Source organism: Streptomyces sp. NBC_01717, from assembly GCF_036248255.1.
GTDB lineage: Bacteria > Actinomycetota > Actinomycetes > Streptomycetales > Streptomycetaceae > Streptomyces.
This window is the reverse complement of the sequence record NZ_CP109178.1, coordinates 933,223-955,562: the sequence shown is the minus strand read 5'-3', so window position 1 is coordinate 955,562 and position 22,340 is coordinate 933,223. Positions and strand designations below refer to the sequence as shown.

The following is a 22,340-nucleotide window of genomic DNA, read 5'->3' as shown; positions in this document are numbered from 1 at the left end:
TTCACCTCCGTATCACGCACAGCGAAGGCCCCCGATGAATCTCTCCCGCCCCGCGCGCGTCACACTGCGCATCGCCGCCGGGCTCGGCTTCGCGGTGATCTACGTCCCGCTGCTCCTGGTCCTCGTCAACTCCCTCAACCCGGACCGCAGTTCGGGGTGGCCGCCCCCCGGCCTCACCTTCGACTGGTGGGTAGCCGCCTGGCACAGCTCAGGCGCCCGCGACGCGCTGTGGACCTCGGTCAGGGCCGGGCTCGGCGCGACCACGATCGCCCTGGTCCTCGGCACGCTCATCGCCTTCGCCTGCCAGCGCTACAAGTTCTTCGGACGCGAGGCCATCTCCTTCGTGGTCGTCCTGCCGATCGCACTGCCGGGCATCGTCACCGGCGTCGCGCTCAACACCGCCTTCCGTACGGTCCTCGAACCCCTCGGAGTGGGACTCGGCATGTTCACGGTGATCGTCGGCCACGCCACCTTCTGCATCGTGGTCGTCTTCAACAACGTGATCGCCCGGCTGCGCCGGATGCCCGGATCGTACGAAGAGGCCGCCATGGACCTCGGGGCCCACACCTTCCGCACGTTCGTCGACATCACCTTCCCGCTGGTGCGTTCCGCACTGGTGGCGGGCGGACTTCTCGCCTTCGCCCTGTCCTTCGACGAGATCGTCGTGACGACCTTCACCGCCGGGCCCGGCGTCCAGACCCTCCCTGTCTGGATCTTCTCCAACATGGCCCGCCCCCAACAGGCCCCTGTCGTCAACGTCGTCGCCGCCGTCCTCGTCCTGTTGTCCGTCATACCGATCTACCTCGCCCAACGGCTGTCGTCGGACACCGCCTCCGGCAGCCGCATCTGACGGGAACGGCCACCATGCGCCGATGGATCACTGACGTACGTCGGGATGCCGGTCGGGAACCACGCCCGGCTCAGCCCTCGCCCTGACCGCGGTAGAGATCGAGTTCGCCGTCGAGTTCGAGGGCGAGCACGGTGGCGTAGGGGTCACAGGTGGAGGCGGGCCCGGGACCGATGTGCGACGGGCGACGATGAATGCGTTGCCCGTACGCGAGGTGTCCGTCCACCCTGCGAACGGCTGCCGGACGGCGCCGACCGGGCCGGGGGAGACCAACCTCCCCGCGCGGAGTCGCCTCTTCGCCCCGTGATCCACGCTCATGGAGACCTCGATATCGATGCCGCACCCTTCTGCCCAGATGGCGCGCAGCACCTGGTTCCTGGCTGTCGGTGCCCCGCTCGGTCACCACATGGCCGCGCTCGCGGCTCCCGCACTCGGGCGCACCTTGGTGGTGCAACGTGACGCCCCTGCCGCGGTGACCGAAGGCCTCGTCCTGTCCGGGCTCGACGCCGGATTCCTGCGGCCGACGGTCGACCCGAAACATGGCGTCGCGCATGTGGTGCGGGCCGTCGACCTGGCGCAGGTGCTGGCAGCGCAGGACCAGGTGGCCGCCGTGCACGTCGTGTCACCCAGCCGGCGCGGGGCGGTGGCGGACATCCCTGCACTCGCCGGGGCGGCGCACTCGGCGGGCGTTCCGCCGCTGGTCGACGAGACATGGCGGGAGCCCCTGTGCGGAGTCCACCCGGACCTCCCGCCCGGTGCGCTCACGCAGGGGGCGGACCTGGTCGTCGCCGGTCATGTCCCTTTCGGGGAGGGGACGTCGGCGGCGGTGCTGCTGCGTCTGGGGCACGGTCCGCAGGCGCAGCGGCTGGAGTCCTCCGTGGACAAGGCGTTCGACTTCGTGCGGTCGATGGCAGGCAGCGGGGATCCGGAGCGGGCCCGTACGGTGCTGCCGCCGGCGCGCGACCGGGTACAGGCCGCCATCGATTCGGCGGAGCGGATCCGGGACGCGATACGTGGCCAGGGGCGGTTCGCGCTCGTCGGCGATGGATTCGGACGCCTCCCGGAGATCGCTGCCGCCGACCCGCTCCGTATCGCGGTCGACACCGGGGCCGGCGGCATCTGCGCGTACGACGCCCGCAGCAGGTTGGCCGACGGGCATCGCATCCGGGCCGAGGCCGTCAGCGGATCGGTGATCGTCGCGTCGGTCGCCGCGGGATCCGTGTCCTGTACGGAGAGGTTCATCGATGCCGTTCACGCACTGCCGTCGCCGCGGCCTGCGGCTCATGCGGCGCTGCAGGTGTCCCCGCCCACGCCAGGACCTTCACGACTGAGCGTCCGCGAAGCCTACTTCGCAAAGAGCCGCGCGGTTGCCGCGGCCGAGGCCGTGGGACGGCTGTCGGCCTCCGCCGTGACGGCCTGTCCGCCGGGCGTCCCGATAGTCCTGCCCGGCGAGGTGATCACCGCGCAGACGGTGGCCTTTCTCGCGCTGGTGGCGGCATCCCCGTCTGGCCGGGTCCTGGGGGCGGCAGCCGCCGATGCCACCTCGCTGCGCGTGGTGGACGAGTAGTTTGCGACGCCCTGCCTGCCGCCCGGCGTCCGGTGGCCCCGCTCGCGTACGTCGCCGGCCCGGCCGGCGGCGGTGACGCGCGGCTGCCGGGCTGGACGCCGCCCGCAGCTCGCGTACCTTGCCCGGCGCAGTGGCCGCTCCCTCGCTGGTAGGTTTTCATCGTGCGCAGCTCTGCCATGACCGGCTCCCTCGTCCAGGTGTGCCTGGACGAGCCACCTCGTGTGGCGAGCGTGGGCGTCGGCGTGCACGGAACCGGAAGCCTTCGCGACGTATTCCGGCTGCCGGATCTGTGGCAACTGCATCTGTACCGGTACGCGGGCGAACTCACCGTCGACGGTGTCGTGCACGCGATCCGCCCGGGGCACGTGAGCCTGGCGCCGCCCGGTTCGTTGGTGCAGTACCGCTACCGCGGGCGGTCCGAGCACCTCTACGCCCACCTGGAACTTCCGCAGTCCGGCGAGCAGTTGACCGTCCCCCTCATGCAGAACGCCGGTGCGGAGGCGCCGATGCTGTCCGGTCTGCTGCAGCAGGCCGTCGCGGTGGCTCCGCGCAGCCGGGCCCGGGCCTCCGCCGAGGTGTGGGCCGCCCTGTGGCGCGTTGCCGAGCTCGCGGCGCCCCGCGGCGGGGGCGCCGAGCGGGCGCACAGCCCGGTCGCCGCGGCCGTCGCCCATGTCGAGGCCCACCTGGCAGGGCCGCTGTCCGTGCCCGAAGTGGCGGAGGCCGCCGGGGTTTCGCACAACCACCTCATCCGGTTGTTCCGGGCGGAGACCGGCGGCACCGTCGTCGCCTACATCCGACGGCGCAGGATGGAGCAGGCCCGGCACCTGCTCCGCGAGTCGACGCTGTCGATCCCCGCCGTGGCGGCCTCGGTGGGCATCGGCGATCTGCAGGCCTTCAACAAGGCGTGCCGGCGCGAACTGGGCGCGTCGCCGCGCACGATCCGCGCCGGCGGCTGACATCAGCCGCGGCCTCGTCCACATCTGCGCCCGTGGGGGCGTCGATCCACTGAACTCCGGGCACTTCGCCGAGGCCGCCGATGACCCGGTGGCCGAGCTCGGTGCCCGAACCGACCACGCTCACACGCTTGACCGGGGTTCGCAGACCACGCAGGCCGATGGTCTCGCGCGGTGCGTCGAAGCAGATCAGATAGAGGGTGCGACGATCCGCGGACAGAGTGCTCGGACCGTAGTGGTGCCCTGCTGGGAGCCCGGCCACCGTGCCGTACACGGCGCCGCAGTGCTTGGCGATCCAGCCTCCGAGTCCTTCGAGACGCTCGACCTGCTCGGCCGGGATCGTGCCGTCCTCCTTCGGGCCGACGTCGAGGAGCAGATTGCCGCCCATTCCGATGGTCTCGGCGAAATAGCGCACCAGCTGGCGTACGGACTTGTGGTTGTGGTCGTCGTGCTGGTAACCCCAGGAGTCGTTGACGGTCAGGCACAGCTCCCACGGCCCGTCCGGGGCCTGCAGCGGCACGCCCTGCTCGGGCGTGGCGTAGTCCCCGTAACTGAGCATCCGCGCATTGAGAACGGTGTCCGGGTTGCCCGCGAGGATCTCCTCGGAGAGCTCCCGCATCTTCCACTGTTCCTCGCTGCGCTCCCACTCGCCGTCGAACCACAGCAGGTCGGGACGGAAGTGCTCGACGAGCTCGGCGACCTGGGCATTGCGGTACGCCAGGAAGCGTGCCCAGGCCTCCGGGTCCTCCGCGCCGGGCGCGGCCGAGGCGTAACGGTTGCCGGCCACCTCCTCGTTCGGCGGTTCGGTGTGCACCGTGCTCGCGTAGTCGGGGTGGTTCCAGTCCGAGTGCGAGTAGTAGAGGCCGACCTTGAGGCCCTGCTCGCGCAGCGCGTCGGCGTACCCGGCAAGGAGGTCGCGGCCTGCGGGCGTGTGCCGCACGACATTCAGGTCGCCCTGCTCGGTGTCCCAGAGGGCGACGCCGTCGTGGTGGCGTGCTGTCAGCACCGCGTACTTGGCCCCCACGCGCGCGAACAGCTCCGCCCAGGCCTTCGGGTCGTACTTCGAGGCGGTGAAGCGGTCGAGCTGTTTCATGTACTGCTCGTGCGGGACCTTGCCGGTGTAGAACGACCAGGACTCGGGGACGCCGTCGACGGCGTAGATCCCGTAGTGGATGAAGATGCCCAACTTGGCATCGGAGAACCAGGGCTGCATTGGCATGCGATCACGCTAGGCAGAGGTACGCCGTCCGCGCGTGGGGCGCAGTCACCAATACTGGTCCGTTTTCACCCTGTCGGTGACTTGCAGAAGAGCGCCTGAGCGGTAGCGGTGACAACGCCGCCGCGCCTCGGTGATGTCGGCCAGGAGCTCTGGCCGCGGTCATCGGCTCGGCCGCCAAACCCGTGGACAGCGCGCCCCCACGTGACACTTCGGCGCCCGCGCCTGACGCGCCGCAGCCGGCCCGGCAGCGTGGGCGGCCACGCCTGACTAGGCCGTCCACCCGCAGGGCAAGGCGCTCGGAGATCCGCTCCGGGCGCCTCACCTCCCGCTCGATCCGGGCCCGCCGAGTTCGCCGCCTGAGCCCACATGCCCCGGCCCGAAGTCCACCGGCAGGGAGAAGAGCCACCGCCGACGGATTGTTCAGCGTCTGCGCACATTCGGTGCCGGGACCAGACGGACGACAGTGTTGAGTACGTGGTCGATCACGTCGCGCGAGGGCTTGTCCGTGAGGTTGGTGAGCATCCGGGCCAGGGTGTTGAGCAGAAACGGCGATCCCATGACGTACCGGTTGAGGATCGGTTGGAAGCCCGAACGGCTGAAGATGACGTCGGCGGCCGCGTTGCCGAGACGGTAGTAGCGCCCCCAGCGGCGGTTCATCTCGACAGGGTAGCCATGCAGCACTCGCTCCCGCCCGGAGCCCGGAGGAAGGGCGAGGGCGAGCGCGACGCTCTCGGCTGCGACCTCGCCGGCTTCCATGGCCTGGCCGATGCCCTCCCCGTTCCAGGGGCTGATCATGCCTCCGGAGTCGCCGACCAGGAGAAGCCCCCGGGTGTAGAGGGGATGGCGGTTGAAACCCAGGGGCAGCGCCGCGCTCCGGACAGGGCCCTCGGCGTTCTCCTCACGCAGTCCCCAGGCGTCAGGAGTGCGGGCCAGCCACTGGTCCAACGTGGTCCGCAGATCCGCGGTGCCGTGCCGCCGGTGAGGCAGCGCACCGAGCCCGACGTTGACGCGACCGTCTCCCATCGGAAAGATCCAGCCGTACCCGGGCAGGTAGTGATCGCTCCCTGGGAAGCGGAGATCGGCCCACAACTCCAGGTACTCCTCCTGCGACCTTTCCGGGCTGCGGTAGTAGCGCCGAGCGGCCGTCGCGATCTGCTTGTTCTTGTCCCGCTGCACACCCATGGCGAGGGCGAGGCGGGCGGAGGCGCCGTCGGCGGCGATGACGACGGGTGCGTGGAAGGCCACCGGCTCCTTCGTTCCTGCGGCGGCGGTGACGCCGGTGATGCGGCCGGTGCGGTCGGTCACGGGCCGGGTCACCTTCACGCCGCTGCGCAACCGTGCTCCGGCTTCAACGGCGTGGTGGGCGAGGATGTCGTCGAAGTCCTGCCGGCTCCGCGAGAGGCCGAAGTCCGGGTAGCGCCCCAGGGCCGGCCAGTCGATGTGCACCTGATGCTCACCGGCCACCCATCGCATACCGCGTGAACGCGTCCACCCCGGAGCCTTGATGTCGATGCCCATCCGGATGAGCTGGTACACCGCCCGCGGGGTCAGGCCGTCCCCGCACACCTTTTCCCGGGGGAATTGGGCCTTTTCCAGGAGCAGGACATCGATGCCCGCCTTGGCGAGGTGGAAGGCTGCTGAGGAGCCCGCAGGCCCCGCCCCCACCACGATCACATCGGCTTCTTCGCCCGAGCCGTGGCCGGAGCGATCGTCCGGTGGGGACGGGTCTGGCGTCGTTTCCCGCATGGGGGACCCCTTTCCTGGGACAGCCGGTGCCGCACCGAGGACGGCAGCCCGGTACGTCATCATCGATCAGGACGGGGCCGGTGCGGAACCTGGCCGGACGCCCGGCCGCGCTGCGGCACACCCAACGTCCCCGCGTTCACCTGGGTGGTTGTGCCGCGCGAACGGTCCACCGGGGACGCGAACGGCTTGGACCGCGCGCTCCCTGGTAGCGAGCCACGTGCGATGTAGGGGTCCTAAGCGTGGAGCTGGGATGCGGTCCCGATCGAAGCTGCCCGAACTCGCCACTTCCGTGGTCGATTTCACGAACTACATGGGCAAGACCGTCTATGGCCATGTTCACGAGAATGGGGATCAGGCACAAATTCGTCGCGACGCCGGCCCGCCGCAACGTCAGGCGCGTACGGTCTCAGCACGGACGCTGCGACTGGCTGCATCGCCGGACGCTGTTGCGATCGTCGAGAGCGGGGCAGCTCGTACCGACGGCTCAGGTGCCGTGAAGTGGCGGGCAGGGTCAGCTGTCCGGTCCGCTGCTCGGGGGCCAGCTTGCCGGGTGCTCCGACTCTCCCTCTCTGTGGACGGTCAACTCGCCGTCGGCGACGTCGATCCGGAGGCGGCTGTGGGGCTGCAGGCTGCCGTCGAGCAGCATGCGGGAGAGCCGGTTGTCGACCTCGCGCTGGATCGTACGGCGCAACGGGCGGGCGCCGTATTCGGGTTGGTATCCGCGTTGGGCGAGCCATTCGACAGCAGCCAGGGTGACATCGACGGTGACATCCTGGGCGCGGAGCCGGCGCCTGGAGTCGTCCAGCAGCATGTTGGTGATCTGACGTAGCTGCTGGTCGGCGAGTTGACGGAAGATCACGATCTCGTCGATGCGGTTGAGGAACTCCGGCCGGAAGTGTTCGCGCAGAGGGCGCAGCACCCGCTCGCGGCGGGCCTGCTCGTCGGCGTCCGTGTCGCCGGCGCCGAAGCCCATCGCGCCGCCGCGACCGGTGATGGCCTGCGAACCGAGGTTGCTGGTCATGACGATGACGGTGTTCTTGAAATCGATCGTGCGGCCCTGGGAGTCGGTGAGCCGCCCGTCGTCGAGTACCTGCAGCAGGATGTTGAAGACGTCGGGGTGCGCCTTCTCGATCTCGTCCAGGAGCAGCAGCGAGTAGGGGTTCCTTCGCACCGCTTCGGTGAACTGTCCGGCCTCCTCGAAGCCGACGTAGCCGGGGGGAGCGCCGACCAGGCGGCTGACGGTGTGCCGTTCCTGGTACTCGCTCATGTCGAGACGGATCATCCGGTCCTCGCTCCCGAAGAGCGCCTCCGCAAGCGCGCGGGCGAGTTCGGTCTTGCCGACGCCGGTGGGGCCGAGGAAGAGGAAGCTCCCGATCGGGCGGCTGGGGTCGGCCAGACCGGCCCGCGAGCGCAGGACGGCGTCGGAGACGGCGGTCACCGCTTCGTCCTGGCCGATGACGCGCTTGTGCAGATGCTCTTCCAGTCCCAGCAGTCGTTCCCGCTCCTCCTGGGTAAGGCTGCTGACGGGAATTCCGGTCTGGCGGGACACGATGTCGGCGATGTCTTCGACGGTGACCTCGGCGACGTGACTGCGGGGTTGCTGTTCGTGGTTTCCCTCGGCGATCCGCTGCTCGAGGTCGGAGAGTCGGTCGCGCAGCTCGGACGCGCGCTCGTACTGCTCGGCTGCGACGGCCTGGTCCTTGTCCCGTGTGAGTTGCTCCACTTCGCTTTCCAGGGCGCGGATGTTGGTGCCGCGGGTGGAGGAGCGCAGCCGGACCCGTGCGCCGGCCTGGTCCATGAGGTCGATCGCCTTGTCGGGCAGGTAGCGGTCGGTGAGGTAGCGGTCGGACAGCTCGACGGCGGCGAGCAGAGCCTCGTCGGTGTACCGGACCTGGTGATGGGCTTCGTAGCGGTCCTGGAGACCCCGCAGGATCTCGACGGCGTCCGCCGGGCTGGGCTCGGGGATCAGAACCGGCTGGAACCGGCGGGCGAGCGCGGCGTCCTTCTCGATGTAGCGGCGGTACTCCTCCAGCGTGCTGGCTCCCACGACATGGAGTTCGCCGCGGGCCAGAGCGGGCTTGAGCATATTGCTCGCGTCCATCGGGCCGCCCTCGGAGCCGCCGCCCGCCCCGACGACGGTATGCAGTTCGTCGATGAAGATGATCAGCTCGCCCGAGTGGGCGCGGATTTCTTCGATGAGACCGGTGAGCCGTTCCTCGAAGTCCCCACGGAAACGGGTACCGGCGACGACTCCTGAGAGGTCGAGCTGGACGACACGCCGACCCAGCAGGATGTCCGGCACGTCGCCGTCCGCGATGCGCTGGGCCAGTCCCTCGACGATGGCGGTCTTGCCCACTCCGGCCTCGCCGATCATGACGGGATTGTTCTTGCTCCGGCGGGCGAGGACCTCGATGGTCTGCTCGATCTCCTCGTCACGGCCGATGACCGGGTCTATGCGGCCCTCCCGGGCCAGGTCGGTGAGGTCGCGGCCGAACTTGTCCAGGTTGGGGGTGTTCCGCTCGGCCGGGCCGTGACGTTGGCCGGTGCTACCGGGTAGGGGTGCGAGGCCGTCCCGGGCGCCGGCGGGTGGCGAGAAGTGCGCGGCGTTGAGCATCTGGCCCGCTGCGGAGTCGCGGTTGGCGGCGAGTGCCACCAGTACGTGTTCCGGGCCGATATAGGAGGCGCCGGTGGAGCGCGCGATCTCATGGGCGTCGAGGAGAGCGCGCTTGACCGCCGGCGTGACGGCGATGAAGCTGCGTGGCGGTCCGTCCCCGGCCTGCCGGTCGATCTCGGCGGCGATTGCGTCGGGATCGGCGCCCGCCCGCGAGACCATGCGCCGTGTCGGCTCGGTGGAAAGCGCGGCCCGCAAGAGGTGCTCCGTGTCGAGGTCGGTGCTTCCGTGCTGGGCGGCATAGGACGCGGCGACGGTGACGAGCTGCCGTGCGGGGCCGCTCAACAACTTGCTGAAGTCGATGCGCCGCGGGTCGGGCGGCTCGCCACCCTGTCCGCTGCCGAGAAAGTGCGAGAGGAAGTCTCCGAGGGGGTCCGGACCGTGGTCCTCGGGGCCCTTCTGTCCGTCGGTCATGAGTATCCGTCCCCGTGGCCCGGCCCGACCGGGCCACGCTGTCTCGGTGCACGTGAAGCCGTGTTGGACGCGGTCCCGCAGGTCCGGCGTCACCTCAGATGGCCGTAACCCCACTTGCCCCAATTTAGACGATATGGGAGCTATATGTCGGTCTGTGGAACCGAGGGGCAGGGGCTGCAGGGGTGCCTGCCGCGTCTCGATCTGCTGTGCCCGGTGCATGGGATGGTCGGCGTCCGAGGGGAGGGCTCCTCGGGGTGTCCAGGCCCGTACCGCCGTGCATCCGCCCGGAAGCACGCCACATTTCCTAATAGCGCACATGTTCGAATGCGAGGTATGCTGCAGACATGGCATCGCACCAGCTCCAGGGATCCCTGTTCGATCAGAGCGACGACGTGCGCCTACGTCCACTGGACGGGCTCCGCAGGACCGAGCTCGGTGACGGAGCCTGGATCGACCTCCACGCGGGTTGGCTGAGTGGCGCCGACGCCCTGTTCGAGCAGTTGGCCACGGATGTTCCCTGGAAGGCCGAGCGACGGCAGATGTACGAGCGGGTCGTGGACGTCCCGCGTCTGCTCGCCTTCTACCGCGCCGGCGAACCCCTGCCGCACCCCGTCCTCGACGAGGCGCGACAGGCGCTCTCCACGCACTACGCCGCCGAGCTCGGCGAACCCTTCACGACAGCCGGCCTGTGCCACTACCGCGACGGACGCGACAGCGTGGCCTGGCACGGTGACCGCATCGGCAGGGGGGCCCGCGAGGACACGATGGTCGCCATCCTCTCCGTAGGAGCGCCCCGCGACCTGCTGCTGCGCCCGTGCCGCGGCGGTGATGTCGTCCGGCGGTCGCTCGGGCACGGCGACCTGATCGTGATGGGCGGCTCCTGCCAGCGGACCTGGGAGCATGCCATCCCCAAGACCGCGCGGGCCGCGGGAGGGCGCATCAGCGTCCAGTTCCGGCCGCACGGGGTGCAGTGATCCCAAAACGCCCTCGTGTCGATGTCATTCAGCCCGAAGTGCAAGGCGACCTTGGACGTGGATCGACCGAGTGCGTAGCGCAACGCCGTCACCTCGACTCGGGCCTGGGTGACTCGGGCGATCGTGCAGACGGGCTGACGGGAGGTCCGGTCCGTTCGGTCAAGGTGTTCTGAACACCTTGTTCCAGCTCGGCCACGGTGTTTCGCAGTCTGCTGAAGGGCTCCGGCGATGTCATCGTCGGAGCCCTGTCTGCGTGCCGGCGGTGGGACGGCCTGGGGGCGGCACTTCCGTCAGCAGCCGGGCGAACGTCAGTGGGGGCGCCGGCTTCCGGTCTCCATGGTCGGAGGGTCAGGCGTCGGACTTGGAGCGGGACCGGGTGGCGGGGCGGCGCAGTTCTTCGTTGATGCGCTGGGCTTCGTCGAGCTGGTCCTCGAGGATGATGATGCGGCAGGCCGCCTCGACCGGGGTGCCCTGGTCGACGAGTTCACGGGCGCGGGCGGCGATTTTCAGCTGATAGCGGGAGTAGCGGCGGTGGCCGCCTTCGGAGCGCAGCGGAGTGATGAGGCGGGCTTCGCCGATGGCCCGCAGGAAGGCGGGGGTCGTACCGAGTATTTCGGCGGCCCAGCCCATGGTGTAGGCGGGGTAGTCGTCGTCGTCGAGACGGCCGAGCGGATCTTCTGCGGTCATTTGCACCTCTGATCGGGGAGCGCGTCAGGGGGCCCTGGTGCCGTACGGCACCAACCATCTGCCGGCTTACTGCGGTGCCGGCCTGTCGTTTCCGCACCGGCGCCCGGGGGATGGGGGCGAGTGCGGGGATCGCGGATACGTGACCGTGGGACCACCTTCCGTTCCGGGGCTGCGGTACCCGGGCTGCTACGTCCTCGCCCGGGCGATCCTGATGGCGTCTGCCTCCTTCTCGTCTTTCTGATCCACTTGCTTGCTACTGCGGTTTGCGTACCGCTGACGGCCCCGATGGGCCGCCCGGCCCGGCAATCAGCGAGGGGACCCCTGGATACTTCCGGCCCCGCCACTCCACTGCCGTGCCCCAGCCTCCTTCTGTCCTGCATGCGCGGCAGTTCGTCCCTGCCGCGCTTTGCTGACTTCTTGGCTAAACCGCATCGGGAAGCGCGATGGCGGGGTGCGATGGCTGAGGGAGCGGGCAGGCTGCGTACGCGCTCCGGACTGATCCGTGGCTGACATCCCGGGAGCATGCGCCGCCTCGGACGAGGGCCACAATGAGGTATATGGGTGTCCAGCGCGCATCGATGGACCGCCTCCTGCAGCAGCCGTCGGGCCGCGGACTGGTGGCGATCCCGCTCGCGCTGATCATAGTGATCACTGTGGTGGACATCCACTCTCCGGCCAACATCCACCTGGGGCCGCTGCTGGTCATCGCGCCCGCACTCACCGCCTCCTTCGCCGGACCATGGCTGACTGCGGCAATCGGCGTTCTGGCTGTGGCCGCTCAGGTATTCATCGCTGTTCTCCATGGCGGGCTGGGCACGTCCAACCACATCGCGCAGATGACCGCCCTGACCGTGCTCTCCGCCTTGGTGGTTTTCGTCTGCTACGTACGGGAGCGGCGCGGTCGTCAGCTGAGCCGGGCACGATCGGTGGCCGAGACGGCGCAGCGAGTTCTGCTGCGGCCTCCGCCCCGCCGGATCGGGCCGTTGCGCGTGTCCTGGCTGTATCTGGCCGCCGAGGACGAGACCCAGATCGGTGGCGACCTGTTTGCGATCGCCCGCGCGGCCCATCCCGGCACGCGGGTGATCATCGGTGACGTCCGCGGCAAGGGCATGGCCGCCATCGGTGAGGCGTCGTTGGTGCTGGGCGCGTTCCGTGAGGGTGCTCACCGGTGCGCCACGCTGCCCGAGCTCACGGCGGCACTCGAGGAGAGCTTCTGCCGCAACGTGGAGGACGTGGTCGATACCCAGCCCGACCCCGGCGAGCACTTCATCACCGCCCTCGTACTCGACATTCCCGACCACGGTTCACAGGCCCAGATGATCAACTGCGGTCATTGCCCGCCCCTGTTGGTGCACGATCACCAGGTGACGGTCCTGCACTCGCGCTGCCCCGCACCGCCGCTGGGCATGTGCACATTGCCCGCCGCATTGCCCGCCTCAACCCACCGCACCGACCCGTTCACCTTCGAAACCGGCGACATCCTCCTGCTCTACACCGACGGCGTCATCGAAGCCCGCTCACCGACCGGAGCCTTCTACCCGCTCGCCGAACGCGTCGCCTCCTTCTCCGCCACCAGCCCCGATGCCCTGCTGCGTCACATCCACGATGACCTGCTCGCCCACGTCGGCCAGGAACCCACCGACGACGCCGCCCTCCTGGCCATCGAATGCACCGCCACCCACCACCTCCACCGGCCGCACCTGGAGTGAGCCGTCACCGTGGGCGTCCCAGCAGGTCAAGACCCGAATCGAGGCGCCGCCAAGGGCGTGGGGCCTCGGCCTGCGGGCCCGTTCCCAGACTCTGCGTCGGTCCGTGTGGCTGCCCGATTCGCGATGAGTCAGGTGACGCGCAGTCCGCCGTCGACGAACAGGTCCAGGGCGTTGACGCCGGTGTTGCGGAGGACGAAGTCGGTGGCATCGACGACCTCCGCCGTGGTCACGAGGCGTCCGATAGGCGTACGCGCCAGGTGGGGGTGCTCGGGCGCGTCGCGCCACTTCGCGCTGTCTCCCACCACGCCCGGATGGATCGCATTGATGCGGTGGGGTGCGATTTCCACGGCCAGGGTTTTCACCAGACCGGTGATGCCGCTGTTGAAGGCGGTCACCATGGTGGAGCCGGGGTAGGGGCGTTCCTTGGCCAGGCCACCGAAGAGCACGACCGACGCACCGGGGGTGAATCGGTCATGCAGGGTTCGCACGGTCTCGGTGTAGCCGACCAGTTTGGTGGTCACTGACTCGATGGCTTCGGCGATATCGAAGTCCGCGAGGGAGTTGACGCCCTGTTTGGCGGCGGTGATCACCAGGTTGTCGACCGCGCGCACATCGCTGAGCGCGGCGGCGATCGTCTTCGGCTGAGACAGGTCGACGGCCAGGCCTGTGGTCAGGCCGCCGATCTCGCCGGCCACCGTGTCGGCGCGCGCCGTGGTGCGGCTGGTGATGAGGACGGTGTCGCCGCGGTCGGCGAATCGTTGGGCTACGGCGCGACCCAGGCCGCTGCTTCCTCCGACGATGATCGAGGTGGTCACGAGTGAGTGTTCCGTTCAGGTCGACGGGTGGCTGACAAGGAATTCCGTACAAGCAAGGCCGGGACCGGAACGGAGGCACCCGACGGACTACGACGGCGGCCTCCTCAGATAGTCGACGGCGGCGAGGTCGTCGTTGTCATGGCCGGCCGCGACGGTCGCTTGCAGGCGGTCCCGGACGGCCTGGAGCAGAGGGCTGGGGGTGGCGGCTGCCGCCGCCAGTTCGATGTCCTTCAGGGCGAGTTGCACGGCAAATCCCGGCGCGTACGAGGCGTCGTCCATGACGCCTACTTTCTGCAACTCGTACGGCATGGCGAGCGGGCCCGCTTCGAGCACCCGGACAAACGTCGCGTGGTCGACGCCGAGAGCGTCGCACAGCGCAAGGACGTCGCTCATGGCGACCGTCGAGGCGGCCATCCAGGCGTTGACCACGAGCTTGACGGCGCTGCCCTCGACCTCCGTCCCGACGTGGAGCACGGACGAGCCGAGATCGTCGAGCAGGGGACGCGCCCGCGAAAGGACGTCCGAGGCGCCGGCGACCAGCCACACAAGCTTGCCCTGCCGAGCGGGAACGGTGCTTCCCGAGACCGGGGCGTCGAGGTACGCAACACCGTGATCACGGGCCAGTGCGGCCAGCGCGCCGGCGTACCGTGGCCCTACCGTGCTCGCCTGTACCCAGACGGCATCGTTGTCGAGCCGACCGATGGCGTCTGACATGACCTGGGTGACCGCATCGCCGTCACGGAGCACAGTGACGACGACGGACGCGCCGGAGACCGCGTCTCCCACCGCCCTCACCGCCGTGACCCCGGCAGCGTGGTCCGCCGCCGCACGGGCCCTGTCCTCCGTTCGGTTCCACAGCCGTACCTCGTGGCCGGTTTCTCCGAGCCGCGTCGCCATCGCGGCGCCGAGTGCGCCTGCTCCGAGAACAGCGACGGTGGAAGCGTGAGACATGAAAGACACCTCTTGTCTGCTTTCCCCCATGTCCATGTTCCGCCGGCAACCCGAGTCCTTCCTGGCGAAGAACCGTCGTCCGAGGGCTGTCCCGCAGATGGTCCAACCGGCTGCTCGTCGTGCGGCGCGCTCGGGACCGCGATCGGTGCGTCGCGGGCTCAGCTCACCGCCACGCCGTAAGGGCTGTCGCCGAGGGTGACAGTCGCGACGACCTTGTGGGAATGCGGGTCGATGACCGTGAGGGTGCCCGCTCCCTGGTTCGTGACGTAGATCGCCTCGTCGGTGACCTCCAGGTTGAACGGGTCGGTGCCGGGAGGGCCGAGGGCGATGGTTGCCGCGACGCGGTGGTTGCCGATGTCGATGACGGATACGTTGCCCGGGCCGAGAACGGCGGAGTAGGCGAAGCGGCCGTCGGGCCCGATGGCCGTGTCGAAGGGGCCCTCACCGACGGGCACGGCGGTCGACTTGCCGGAACTGGTTCCGACGACGAGGACGCGCGCTGCCACCTCGTCGGCGACGTACGCCGACTTGCCGTCCGGAGTGATGGCGACGCCCACCGGGGAGTGCCCTGCGGAAAGCTTCCGGGTGACGCGGCGCGTGCCGGTGTTGATGACCGACAGGTTGCCGGACCCGGAATTCGCCACGTAGGCCGTACCGCCATCAGGACTGAACGCCACGTTCACCGGAGACTTGCCGACCGGGATGGTCGCGGTCACCCGGTTGGTTCGCGTATCGATGACCGAGACGGTGTTCGAACTGCCGTTGGTGACATAGAGGGACTTGCCATCGGGGCTGAGCCCGACACCGGTGGGGCTCTTCCCGACCGTCACGGTTTTGACGATCTTGTTGTTCCTGGTGTCGAGGACCGAGACCCGGGCCGAGCCGCTGTTGGCGATGTACACGTGTCTGCCGTCCTCGGTGACGGCGAGGCCTTCGGGCGCCGTGCCGGCCGGCACGGTGGCGACGACCTTGTAGGTACCGGCGTCGATCACCGACAGCGTGTTGTCCTGCTGGTTCGTGACATACACGTGGCCACTGGCACCGCCGTGAGTGGGCGCTGCCAGCCGAGGGGAGTTCTTGTGTACCGGGGCGGTGGGCGTACAGGAGAGCAACAAGAGGACCCCGACGGCCGCCGCGAGCACCGGTCGGAGCGTCTTTCCGGGTCGCCGACGGACGCTGCCGACTCGGGTCCGCAGGGCAGAGAACATCTCGCCTCCTGTACGCGTTGCGATGGTTCGGTCCGGGACCAGGCCCCGGTCGGCAGGGAAGGATCAGGCCAGGAGCCCTCGGGCGTAGTAGTCCTTCTCGTCCCGAACACCGGGAAGCGCGAAGAAGTAACCCCCGCCCCTTGGGCTGATGTACGGCACCAGTGCTTCGCCTTCCAGCCGGTTCTGCATGGTGATGTAGGTGTTCAGCTTCCGCTGGAAGCAGACGAATGCATGCCCCATGTCGAGTTCCGGCGGGTTGGGGCTCCGGTCGTAGTCGTAACTGCGACGCAGGATCGTGCTGGTCGCCGCGGTCTGCGGAGTCTGGGGATTGGCGAGGCGGATGTGAGAGTTCAGCGGGGTGATCAGGCCCTGCGGGTCGTTGGTGTAGATGGGGTCGAGGAGATCCGTGGCGTTCTCGTCCATGGCGTACATGGGAGCGCCACTCGCCTTGCGGCGGCCGAAGATCCGCTCCTGTTGAGCCACGGGCACCTTCTGCCACGCCTCGATGAAGAAGTGCACGATACGCACCACGTGGTACGTGCCGCCTGTGGCCCAGGCCGGTTCGCCGCTCTTCGGCTGGACCCAGACCACCTGATTCATCTGGGTCTCGTCGGAGAGGGTCGGGTTGGAGATTCCGTCCTTGAAACCGAACCAGTCGCGCCGGACACCGACGGGACGCTCCGGATTGCGCTGGCCGTCAATGCGCCAGCGCAGCTTCATTGCTGACTTGGTGTGGGTCAGGATGTCGAGCAATGCGTGCACCGTCGTGTCACGGTGATCGGCGCAGATCTGGATCAGCAGGTCACCCTGGCTCAGTGCGGGGTCCAGGCTGTCGTGGCGGAAGGGCTTCATCGTAGTGAGCTGGACCGGCTTGCGCTTGCTCAATCCGTAGCGGCTGTCGAAGAGGGACGCGCCCACTCCGACTGTCAGGGTGAGACCATCCGCCACGAACGTGGGTCCCATGATGCCGTTGTCCGACGGCGCTGCGGTCCGTGGCACCTTCGGTGGCCTGCCGCCCGCCGTGAGGAAGCGGGCTCGCGAGGTCAGCGTGCGGAAAAGGTCGGTGAGCTTCGCACGGCTGGAGGCGGTCACGTCGAACGAGACGAAGATTGCGTCCTGTTGGGGCAGAGTGGCGATGCCTGCCTGGTGATGGCCATGAAAGGGAATCGTGCGGGATTTCGGTTCCGCCTTGATCTCGACCGTCGGGTCGGCGCTCGCCGGGCTGCTGCCCAAGACGGTCGCGCCCGCCGCTCCGGCCAGGCCCGCGGCGGCGCCGTGCAGAAACGACCGCCGGGCAAACGCGCTCGCCGGGCACCCTTCGCCGCTCCACCCTTCCTCCAGGGTCGCGGATGTCTCGTGAGCCATGGTTCCCCTCAGGCAAGGATCCAGGCGGCAAGTCGTACGGTGCCGCCGCGATCGGACTCCGTGGGCCGGCCCCGGCCCAAAAGGCGCGCGACCGCGTGTGGCACCCCAACCAGCGTCGGGGTTGCCGCCAGTCACATAAATGTTTCGTAAAAGGAAATTTATTGGACCTGCGCGCTCGCGCCACTGGAGAGACGCCGTTCGGTCAACCCCTCCACCGCCGACGCGGAGCTGAGGCCGTGGCCCATCGAGCGCGCGGCGGCGAGAGCAGCCCTGATGGCGCGTTGAGGGTGTCGGAGCACGGCGCGGCCGTCCGTGCCGGTGATGACGACGGTCTGCTCGTCCGGTGCAGTGAGGATTCCCCGACCAGGGCTCGGCCGCTCGGGGGCTCCGGCCGGCTCAAGCTGCCGACGATGCCCTCGTAGGCGAGGTCGACCGAGCGGTGGTGCGGTTCGGCGGCGGTCGTCCGCCTTCTGGCAGACCGAAGCCACTCAGCGCAGTACGGCCGCCAGCAGGTCGGCCCCCAGCGATGTCAGATCAGGCGAATTGAGGGTGTAGCGAACGTAACGGCCGTGGCGCCGAGCTGTGAGCAGGCCCGCGCGGCGCAGGACAGCGAGGTGGCGGGAAACCTCCGGGGGTGAGATTTCCCAGGCGTGGGCCAGCTCACCGGTGGTGTGCGGGCCGCGGGCCAGGGTGCGCAGCAGCCGCAGCCGTACCGGATGCGCGAGTGCCTCCAGCCGTAGCGTGACTGTTTCCAGCGATACGGGCTGTGATGGACTCGGCTCGGCCACGGGGTACTGCACCACCGGCTGCCACCCGGGCGCGTGGACCGCCACCAGGTGCGGGCTGCCGAAGACGCTGGGGATGAAGGTGACCCCGCTGCTGTGGGCGGCGGTCGCCTTGTCCTGCAGTTTGTCCACGGTGATGCAGTTGCCGTCCGGTGCCAGGGTGACTGCGCCGGAGACCGATGAGAGTGCGGCCCCGATGCCCTGGCGCCTCAGCAGGTCGTTCTTCAGGCGCAGGTCGGTGGCGAGTTGCACGGCGACGCCCGTCCAGGCGGCGTCGAAGAAGGCCTCGGCGCACTGCTCGAGGGTGTGGCGCACCCGCGTCCGCACGACGGCCGGGTCCGCGAGCAGCCGTTCCGCGAAGGCCTCTTGGCGCGCGCCGCGGGCCTGGGCCAGGTCCAGGGCACGCTCGCGCGCCGTCGCGTCGGCGAGCGGCGACGGCGAGGCGAAGTGGACCCGGTTGCTGCCGCACGTGGTGATGAGCGCGGCGGTCACATAGGTTTCATCATCGATCCGGTCTACATCGTCCAACTCCTCGGCGAGGGTCGGCCGGGGGCGAGCGGGGACCAGGAAGTCGGCTCGTGAGGAACGCCAGAGGAACTCCGCTTCCGTGAGCCGCTCGACCAGCTCCGGCCGCAGCCCAGCCCAGACGTCCCCGGCCCAGCCGGCGAGCTGCGGGTGATGCGCGGGTTCGGCCAGCACATGCAGCATCGCGGTCAGCTCGGCCAGCGGGGAGGCAGCGAACCGCAGTCGCCCGGACGGCAGGCCGCCGATGTCGATCCTCAACGTCATCCCCTCATCATCGCTGGTCGGATGGCCGACGAACGCGTCGATTGACGGTGTCCGTCAACCGACATGGGCGGCCCGGCGGCCGAACGCACCGTTGACGCCATGGCAACCATCACCAAGCTCCAGCCGCGCGCCCTCGTCCGTGCCTCCGGAGGCCCCCGCTATGCCGTCGCCCTGGCCGTGGACGCGCTCGGCACCGGCCTGCTGCGACCCTTTCTGCTGCTCTACGGGGTGACGGTGCTGAGGCTGTCCCCACCGACCACCGGCATCGCCATGACGGTCGGCGTCGTCGTGGGTCTGGCGTGCATGCCCGCGGTGGGCCGATGGCTGGACGGGGGCGCACGCAGCACGGTCGTGGCAGCGTCGATGCTGGTGCGGGTGCTGGGCGTGGCGCTGCTGCTGGCCACCCCGACGGGGAACGTCTGGCTGTTCGCGACGGCGGCACTCTTCCTCGGCATCGGCAACCAGGCATGGCCGGCCGCCCATGCCGCCCTCGTGGCCACGGTCGTCCACGGCCGGGAACGCGACGCCGCTCTCGCGGGAGGCCGCGCCCTGCGCAATGCCGGCCTGGGCGTGGGCGCGCTCCTCGCCACCGCATGCATGGCGGGCGGCACCGCCGCATTACAGGCGCTGGCAGCCGTCACCGGGCTCGCCTACCTCACCGCGGCGGCGTTGGCGTGGTCGGTCCACGTGCACGCTCATCCGGCCGCTGTCGCTGCCGCGGCCACGGACAGGGCCGACGGGCCCGCACCCCGGATGCGCGCGCTGCTGGCCGCCAACGTGATCTACGTCTTCTGCCTCAACGTCCCCGAAATCGCGCTCCCTCTGGTCCTGAAGACACAGATGCACGCACCCCCGGTGTGGTCGGGAGCCATCTTCGTGGCCAACACGGTGCTGGTGGTCACCCTGCAGGTCCCGGTCACCGTCCTGATGTCCCGCTTCCCCCGCCGGACCGTACTGGCTCTCGCCGGCGTGGTGCTCGCCGCGTCCTACCTCGGCTTCCTCGCGGCCACCTCGCTGGGGCACGGCTGGGGTGCCCCGGCCGTCGCCACGGTGTCCGTGGTCTGCACCATCGGCGAGATCATCTATGCCGGCAGCGCCACCGCGCTCGTCACCGCCCTCGCCCCGGCACATGTCCTGGGACGCGCCCTCGCCCGCTTCCAGCTCTCCACGGGCTTCGGCCTCGCCGTCTCCCCGGCGGTCATCACCGCTCTCGCACCCCACGGCGCAGCCGCCCTCTGGGGCAGCCTCGCCGCCGCGACGCTCCTATCCGCCTCCGCCGTCGCCCGCTGAGCATGCTCGATCACGAGGCACTACGGAACGGCCGCCGACAAGAAGCAAGGAACGCGGCTCAGCGGCTGTGTCCGCAGCGCGCCGGCAGGCTCGTGAGCTCGGCCATCGCCTCTGGCGACGGTCTGAAGCAGTGGCGGACGTTCTCCGGCTTCTTGCGTCTGGACTTCGCCACCAGCATCAACAGGGACGCGCCCTGCCCGCCGAGGTGGGTCAGCGAGGAGTGGCGTTACTCGTGCAGATCCCGGCCTGCACCAGGCCCCGGCTCGGAGGGTCCTGCAATCCCGCCTCACCCCCCTCCCGCCACCGGCTCACCTCGACACGTACGAGCAGTGCAATGCTGACCATGTAGGCGCCTGCCTCAGTGATTCGATTTTCGCCGGTTGGCGACAGCGCTTTGACACGGAATTTCCCGGAGATCCGTCACAGTTGCCGCTGCGGCAGGGATGACCAAATGTTCCTCGCCAGTCTCCAGTTGACATGCAGTGCGCCGGTGGGAGGCTTGAACCGAGTGCTCGGCGGGGCGCATCCGTTGCGCCCGATGACGTGGCTGGACAGGTAACGGGAAGTGGTGCTGGGGCCGGCCACTGGAGCCGTACGGCTCCCTGTTGAGTTTCTCGCGTCGATTTTGAGTGAGCATTGTTCGAAACCGCTTGGATGTGTCGGTCAATGCCTACAAGTACTCGTAGCCACAGGTGTTTTTGTGCGCGTTAGCGCGCGGCGCATACATGGCCGTCTCGGTTGATTCATTCGTGAAATTTGTTCTTTCCCTCGGCATTCGGAACAGTCGGACAGGAGGAGGGAATCCCCATGAAGGCTCTGGTGTATGACGGGCCGCGTTCGGTGAACGTGCAGGACGTGCCGGACGCGAGGATCGAGCGGCCGACGGATGTGCTCGTGAAGATCACTTCCACCAACATTTGCGGGTCGGACCTGCACATGTATGAGGGGCGCACGGACATGGAGACGGGGCGTGTCCTGGGCCACGAGAACATGGGGGAGGTCATTGAGGTCGGCGCCGGCGTGGACCGCGTGCGGGTGGGGGACCTGGTCTGTTTGCCGTTCAACATCAGCTGCGGGTTCTGCCGCAACTGTGACAACGGGCTGACGGCCTTCTGCCTGACCACGCCGGTGGATCCGACGATGGCCGGTGCCGCATACGGCTTCGCGGGAATGGGCCCCTACAGCGGCGGTCAGGCGGAGTTCCTGCGGGTTCCGTACGGCGACTCCAACTGCCTGGTGCTGCCGGAGGACGCGCGGGAGAAGCAGACCGACTACGTGATGCTGTCCGACATCTTCCCGACCGGCTGGCACTGCACGGAGCTGGCCGGCGTGCAGCCGGGTGAGACCGTTGTCATCTATGGCGCGGGGCCGGTCGGTCTGATGGCGGCGCTGTCGGCAAATCTCAAGAGCGCGGCGCAGGTGATGGTCGTCGACCGTCACCCGGACCGGCTCGCGCTCGCAGAGCAGATCGGTGCGATTCCCATCGATGACTCCAAGGCCTCGCCGATCGACCAGATAAACGAGCTCACCAACGGTCTGGGGGCCGACCGTGGGTGTGAGTGCGTGGGCTACCAGGCGCACGACCCCCAGGGTGTCGAGCACCCGAACCTGACGCTCAACAACTTGGTGCACTCGGTGAAGTTCACCGGGACGATCGGGGTCGTGGGTGTCTTCGTGCCGCACGATCCGGGGAGCCCGGACAAGCTGTACAAGGAGGACGGCGAGGTCGCCTTCGACTACGGCCTGTACTGGTTCAAGGGCCAGTCGATGGGAACCGGCCAGGCCAACGTCAAGGCATACAACCGACAGCTGTGCGCCCTGATAGAGCAGGGCAAGGCCAAGCCCTCCTGGATCGTCTCCCACGAGCTGCCGCTGGACCAGGCCCCCGCCGGCTACCAGCACTTCGACGCCCGTGACGACGGCTGGACCAAGGTCGTACTCCACCCCAACGGCTCGAGCTGACCGAAGCGGGCCATCCGTGTGCAGGGGCCGCCCCCGACATCGGGCAGACGCCCGCGTGACCCTTGAGGATCCGGCGCCAGGGCCGTCGTTGGCACGATCATGACCATCGCCGACGGCGCCGCCCCGACCCCGGACTCACCCGCCCGGACCGCCGTCGCACAGGTGAGGAGTGGAGGGCTCGCACACGCTGTCGGCGCGACTGAACGACTCGTCGGAGGGGCGTATGTCGCGTTGCCTGCGGGCGGACTGTCTTCGGCTGGAGTCGGGGCGAGCGGGTGCCGGACCGGCGGGTGTCCACCCGGGCCGGACGCTGCTTCGAGTGGCGCCGGTGCCCGGGCCGGGGCGATTCTGGTGCAGACGACCCGGTGGTGAACGAGGACGCGCGCTG

17 protein-coding genes and 1 pseudogene are annotated in these 22,340 nt (G+C 69.1%); 7 read left to right on the top strand and 11 right to left on the bottom strand.

Annotated features, from left to right (window positions below; genetic code table 11):
* Positions 1-34: 34 nt before the first annotated feature.
* The gene (locus OHB49_RS04610) at positions 35-850 is read left to right on the top strand and encodes an ABC transporter permease (RefSeq protein ID WP_030980025.1); all 816 of its coding nucleotides are present in this window, start codon (positions 35-37) and stop codon (positions 848-850) included.
* A 70-nt stretch (positions 851-920) separates the two neighbouring features.
* On the opposite strand, the gene OHB49_RS04605 is transcribed toward OHB49_RS04610, so the two are convergent.
* Complete coding sequence (locus tag OHB49_RS04605; protein WP_329158124.1) at positions 921-1,073, bottom strand: hypothetical protein; 153 nt, start codon at positions 1,071-1,073, stop codon at positions 921-923.
* Between the two features lie 108 nt (positions 1,074-1,181).
* On the opposite strand from OHB49_RS04605, the gene OHB49_RS04600 reads away from it, so the two are divergent.
* Together OHB49_RS04600 and OHB49_RS04595 are read left to right on the top strand one after the other, a co-directional pair.
* Positions 1,182-2,414: an amino acid decarboxylase gene (locus tag OHB49_RS04600; protein WP_329158122.1), complete on the top strand. Its 1,233-nt coding sequence runs from the start codon at positions 1,182-1,184 to the stop codon at positions 2,412-2,414.
* Positions 2,415-2,590: 176 nt separating this feature from the next.
* Positions 2,591-3,370: a helix-turn-helix transcriptional regulator gene (locus OHB49_RS04595; RefSeq protein WP_329166362.1), complete on the top strand. Its 780-nt coding sequence runs from the start codon at positions 2,591-2,593 to the stop codon at positions 3,368-3,370.
* Here the strand turns inward: OHB49_RS04595 and OHB49_RS04590 are convergent.
* From OHB49_RS04590 to OHB49_RS04580, 3 genes are all read right to left on the bottom strand, one after another.
* Positions 3,309-4,586 carry an alpha-L-fucosidase gene (locus tag OHB49_RS04590; protein WP_329158120.1) on the bottom strand — a complete coding sequence of 426 codons (1,278 nt, stop codon included), beginning with the start codon at positions 4,584-4,586 and terminating at the stop codon, positions 3,309-3,311. The genes OHB49_RS04595 and OHB49_RS04590 overlap by 62 nt on opposite strands.
* A 420-nt stretch (positions 4,587-5,006) precedes the next feature.
* A complete protein-coding gene (locus OHB49_RS04585) occupies positions 5,007-6,332 on the bottom strand; it encodes a geranylgeranyl reductase family protein (protein ID WP_329158119.1) in 1,326 nt (441 codons plus the stop codon).
* A 511-nt stretch (positions 6,333-6,843) separates the two neighbouring features.
* Positions 6,844-9,417, bottom strand: coding sequence for an ATP-dependent Clp protease ATP-binding subunit (locus OHB49_RS04580; protein WP_329158117.1), 2,574 nt, complete (start codon positions 9,415-9,417; stop codon positions 6,844-6,846).
* A gap of 344 nt (positions 9,418-9,761) precedes the next feature.
* Between OHB49_RS04580 and OHB49_RS04575 the strand changes: the two genes are divergently transcribed.
* Positions 9,762-10,391 carry an alpha-ketoglutarate-dependent dioxygenase AlkB gene (locus OHB49_RS04575; protein ID WP_329158115.1) on the top strand — a complete coding sequence of 210 codons (630 nt, stop codon included), beginning with the start codon at positions 9,762-9,764 and terminating at the stop codon, positions 10,389-10,391.
* A 348-nt stretch (positions 10,392-10,739) separates the two neighbouring features.
* On the opposite strand, the gene OHB49_RS04570 is transcribed toward OHB49_RS04575, so the two are convergent.
* Positions 10,740-11,078: a MerR family transcriptional regulator gene (locus OHB49_RS04570; protein WP_329158113.1), complete on the bottom strand. Its 339-nt coding sequence runs from the start codon at positions 11,076-11,078 to the stop codon at positions 10,740-10,742.
* Between the two features lie 557 nt (positions 11,079-11,635).
* Here OHB49_RS04570 and OHB49_RS04565 point away from each other — a divergent pair.
* A complete protein-coding gene (locus tag OHB49_RS04565) occupies positions 11,636-12,787 on the top strand; it encodes a PP2C family protein-serine/threonine phosphatase (RefSeq protein WP_329158112.1) in 1,152 nt (383 codons plus the stop codon).
* Positions 12,788-12,915: 128 nt separating this feature from the next.
* Here OHB49_RS04565 and OHB49_RS04560 read toward each other — a convergent pair whose 3' ends face one another.
* The 5 genes from OHB49_RS04560 to OHB49_RS04540 all read right to left on the bottom strand — a co-directional run bounded on the left by OHB49_RS04560 (position 12,916) and on the right by OHB49_RS04540 (position 18,700).
* Complete coding sequence (locus tag OHB49_RS04560; protein ID WP_329158110.1) at positions 12,916-13,602, bottom strand: SDR family NAD(P)-dependent oxidoreductase; 687 nt, start codon at positions 13,600-13,602, stop codon at positions 12,916-12,918.
* A gap of 87 nt (positions 13,603-13,689) precedes the next feature.
* On the bottom strand, positions 13,690-14,583 hold the full coding sequence (locus tag OHB49_RS04555) for an NAD(P)-dependent oxidoreductase (RefSeq protein WP_329158109.1): 894 nt from the start codon (positions 14,581-14,583) through the stop codon (positions 13,690-13,692).
* Positions 14,584-14,711: 128 nt separating this feature from the next.
* A complete protein-coding gene (locus OHB49_RS04550; protein ID WP_329158108.1) occupies positions 14,712-15,761 on the bottom strand; it encodes a YVTN family beta-propeller repeat protein in 1,050 nt (349 codons plus the stop codon).
* A 63-nt stretch (positions 15,762-15,824) separates the two neighbouring features.
* A complete protein-coding gene (locus OHB49_RS04545; protein WP_037854069.1) occupies positions 15,825-17,126 on the bottom strand; it encodes a Dyp-type peroxidase in 1,302 nt (433 codons plus the stop codon).
* A gap of 488 nt (positions 17,127-17,614) precedes the next feature.
* A complete protein-coding gene (locus OHB49_RS04540; protein WP_329158105.1) occupies positions 17,615-18,700 on the bottom strand; it encodes a helix-turn-helix domain-containing protein in 1,086 nt (361 codons plus the stop codon).
* 99 nt (positions 18,701-18,799) lie between these two features.
* Between OHB49_RS04540 and OHB49_RS04535 the strand changes: the two genes are divergently transcribed.
* The gene (locus OHB49_RS04535; RefSeq protein ID WP_329158104.1) at positions 18,800-19,990 is read left to right on the top strand and encodes an MFS transporter; all 1,191 of its coding nucleotides are present in this window, start codon (positions 18,800-18,802) and stop codon (positions 19,988-19,990) included.
* Positions 19,991-20,048: 58 nt separating this feature from the next.
* Here the strand turns inward: OHB49_RS04535 and OHB49_RS04530 are convergent.
* Positions 20,049-20,249: pseudogene (locus OHB49_RS04530) on the bottom strand (site-specific integrase); the annotation flags it as partial.
* 548 nt (positions 20,250-20,797) lie between these two features.
* On the opposite strand from OHB49_RS04530, the gene OHB49_RS04525 reads away from it, so the two are divergent.
* Positions 20,798-21,952 carry a glutathione-independent formaldehyde dehydrogenase gene (locus tag OHB49_RS04525; protein WP_329158103.1) on the top strand — a complete coding sequence of 385 codons (1,155 nt, stop codon included), beginning with the start codon at positions 20,798-20,800 and terminating at the stop codon, positions 21,950-21,952.
* Positions 21,953-22,340: the final 388 nt, after the last annotated feature.

What these genes read in the sequence shown, in the direction of transcription:
- OHB49_RS04610 (WP_030980025.1), top strand. Translation starts at nt 35, where the DNA reads ATGAATCTCTCCCGCCCCGCGCGCGTCACACTGCGCATCGCCGCCGGG.
- OHB49_RS04600 (WP_329158122.1), top strand. Translation starts at nt 1,182, where the DNA reads ATGCCGCACCCTTCTGCCCAGATGGCGCGCAGCACCTGGTTCCTGGCT.
- OHB49_RS04595 (WP_329166362.1), top strand. Translation starts at nt 2,591, where the DNA reads ATGACCGGCTCCCTCGTCCAGGTGTGCCTGGACGAGCCACCTCGTGTG.
- OHB49_RS04590 (WP_329158120.1), bottom strand. Translation starts at nt 4,586, where the DNA reads ATGCCAATGCAGCCCTGGTTCTCCGATGCCAAGTTGGGCATCTTCATC.
- OHB49_RS04585 (WP_329158119.1), bottom strand. Translation starts at nt 6,332, where the DNA reads ATGCGGGAAACGACGCCAGACCCGTCCCCACCGGACGATCGCTCCGGC.
- OHB49_RS04580 (WP_329158117.1), bottom strand. Translation starts at nt 9,417, where the DNA reads ATGACCGACGGACAGAAGGGCCCCGAGGACCACGGTCCGGACCCCCTC.
- OHB49_RS04575 (WP_329158115.1), top strand. Translation starts at nt 9,762, where the DNA reads ATGGCATCGCACCAGCTCCAGGGATCCCTGTTCGATCAGAGCGACGAC.
- OHB49_RS04570 (WP_329158113.1), bottom strand. Translation starts at nt 11,078, where the DNA reads ATGACCGCAGAAGATCCGCTCGGCCGTCTCGACGACGACGACTACCCC.
- OHB49_RS04565 (WP_329158112.1), top strand. Translation starts at nt 11,636, where the DNA reads ATGGGTGTCCAGCGCGCATCGATGGACCGCCTCCTGCAGCAGCCGTCG.
- OHB49_RS04555 (WP_329158109.1), bottom strand. Translation starts at nt 14,583, where the DNA reads ATGGGGGAAAGCAGACAAGAGGTGTCTTTCATGTCTCACGCTTCCACC.
- OHB49_RS04550 (WP_329158108.1), bottom strand. Translation starts at nt 15,761, where the DNA reads ATGTTCTCTGCCCTGCGGACCCGAGTCGGCAGCGTCCGTCGGCGACCC.
- OHB49_RS04545 (WP_037854069.1), bottom strand. Translation starts at nt 17,126, where the DNA reads ATGGCTCACGAGACATCCGCGACCCTGGAGGAAGGGTGGAGCGGCGAA.
- OHB49_RS04540 (WP_329158105.1), bottom strand. Translation starts at nt 18,700, where the DNA reads ATGACGTTGAGGATCGACATCGGCGGCCTGCCGTCCGGGCGACTGCGG.
- OHB49_RS04535 (WP_329158104.1), top strand. Translation starts at nt 18,800, where the DNA reads ATGGCAACCATCACCAAGCTCCAGCCGCGCGCCCTCGTCCGTGCCTCC.
- OHB49_RS04525 (WP_329158103.1), top strand. Translation starts at nt 20,798, where the DNA reads ATGAAGGCTCTGGTGTATGACGGGCCGCGTTCGGTGAACGTGCAGGAC.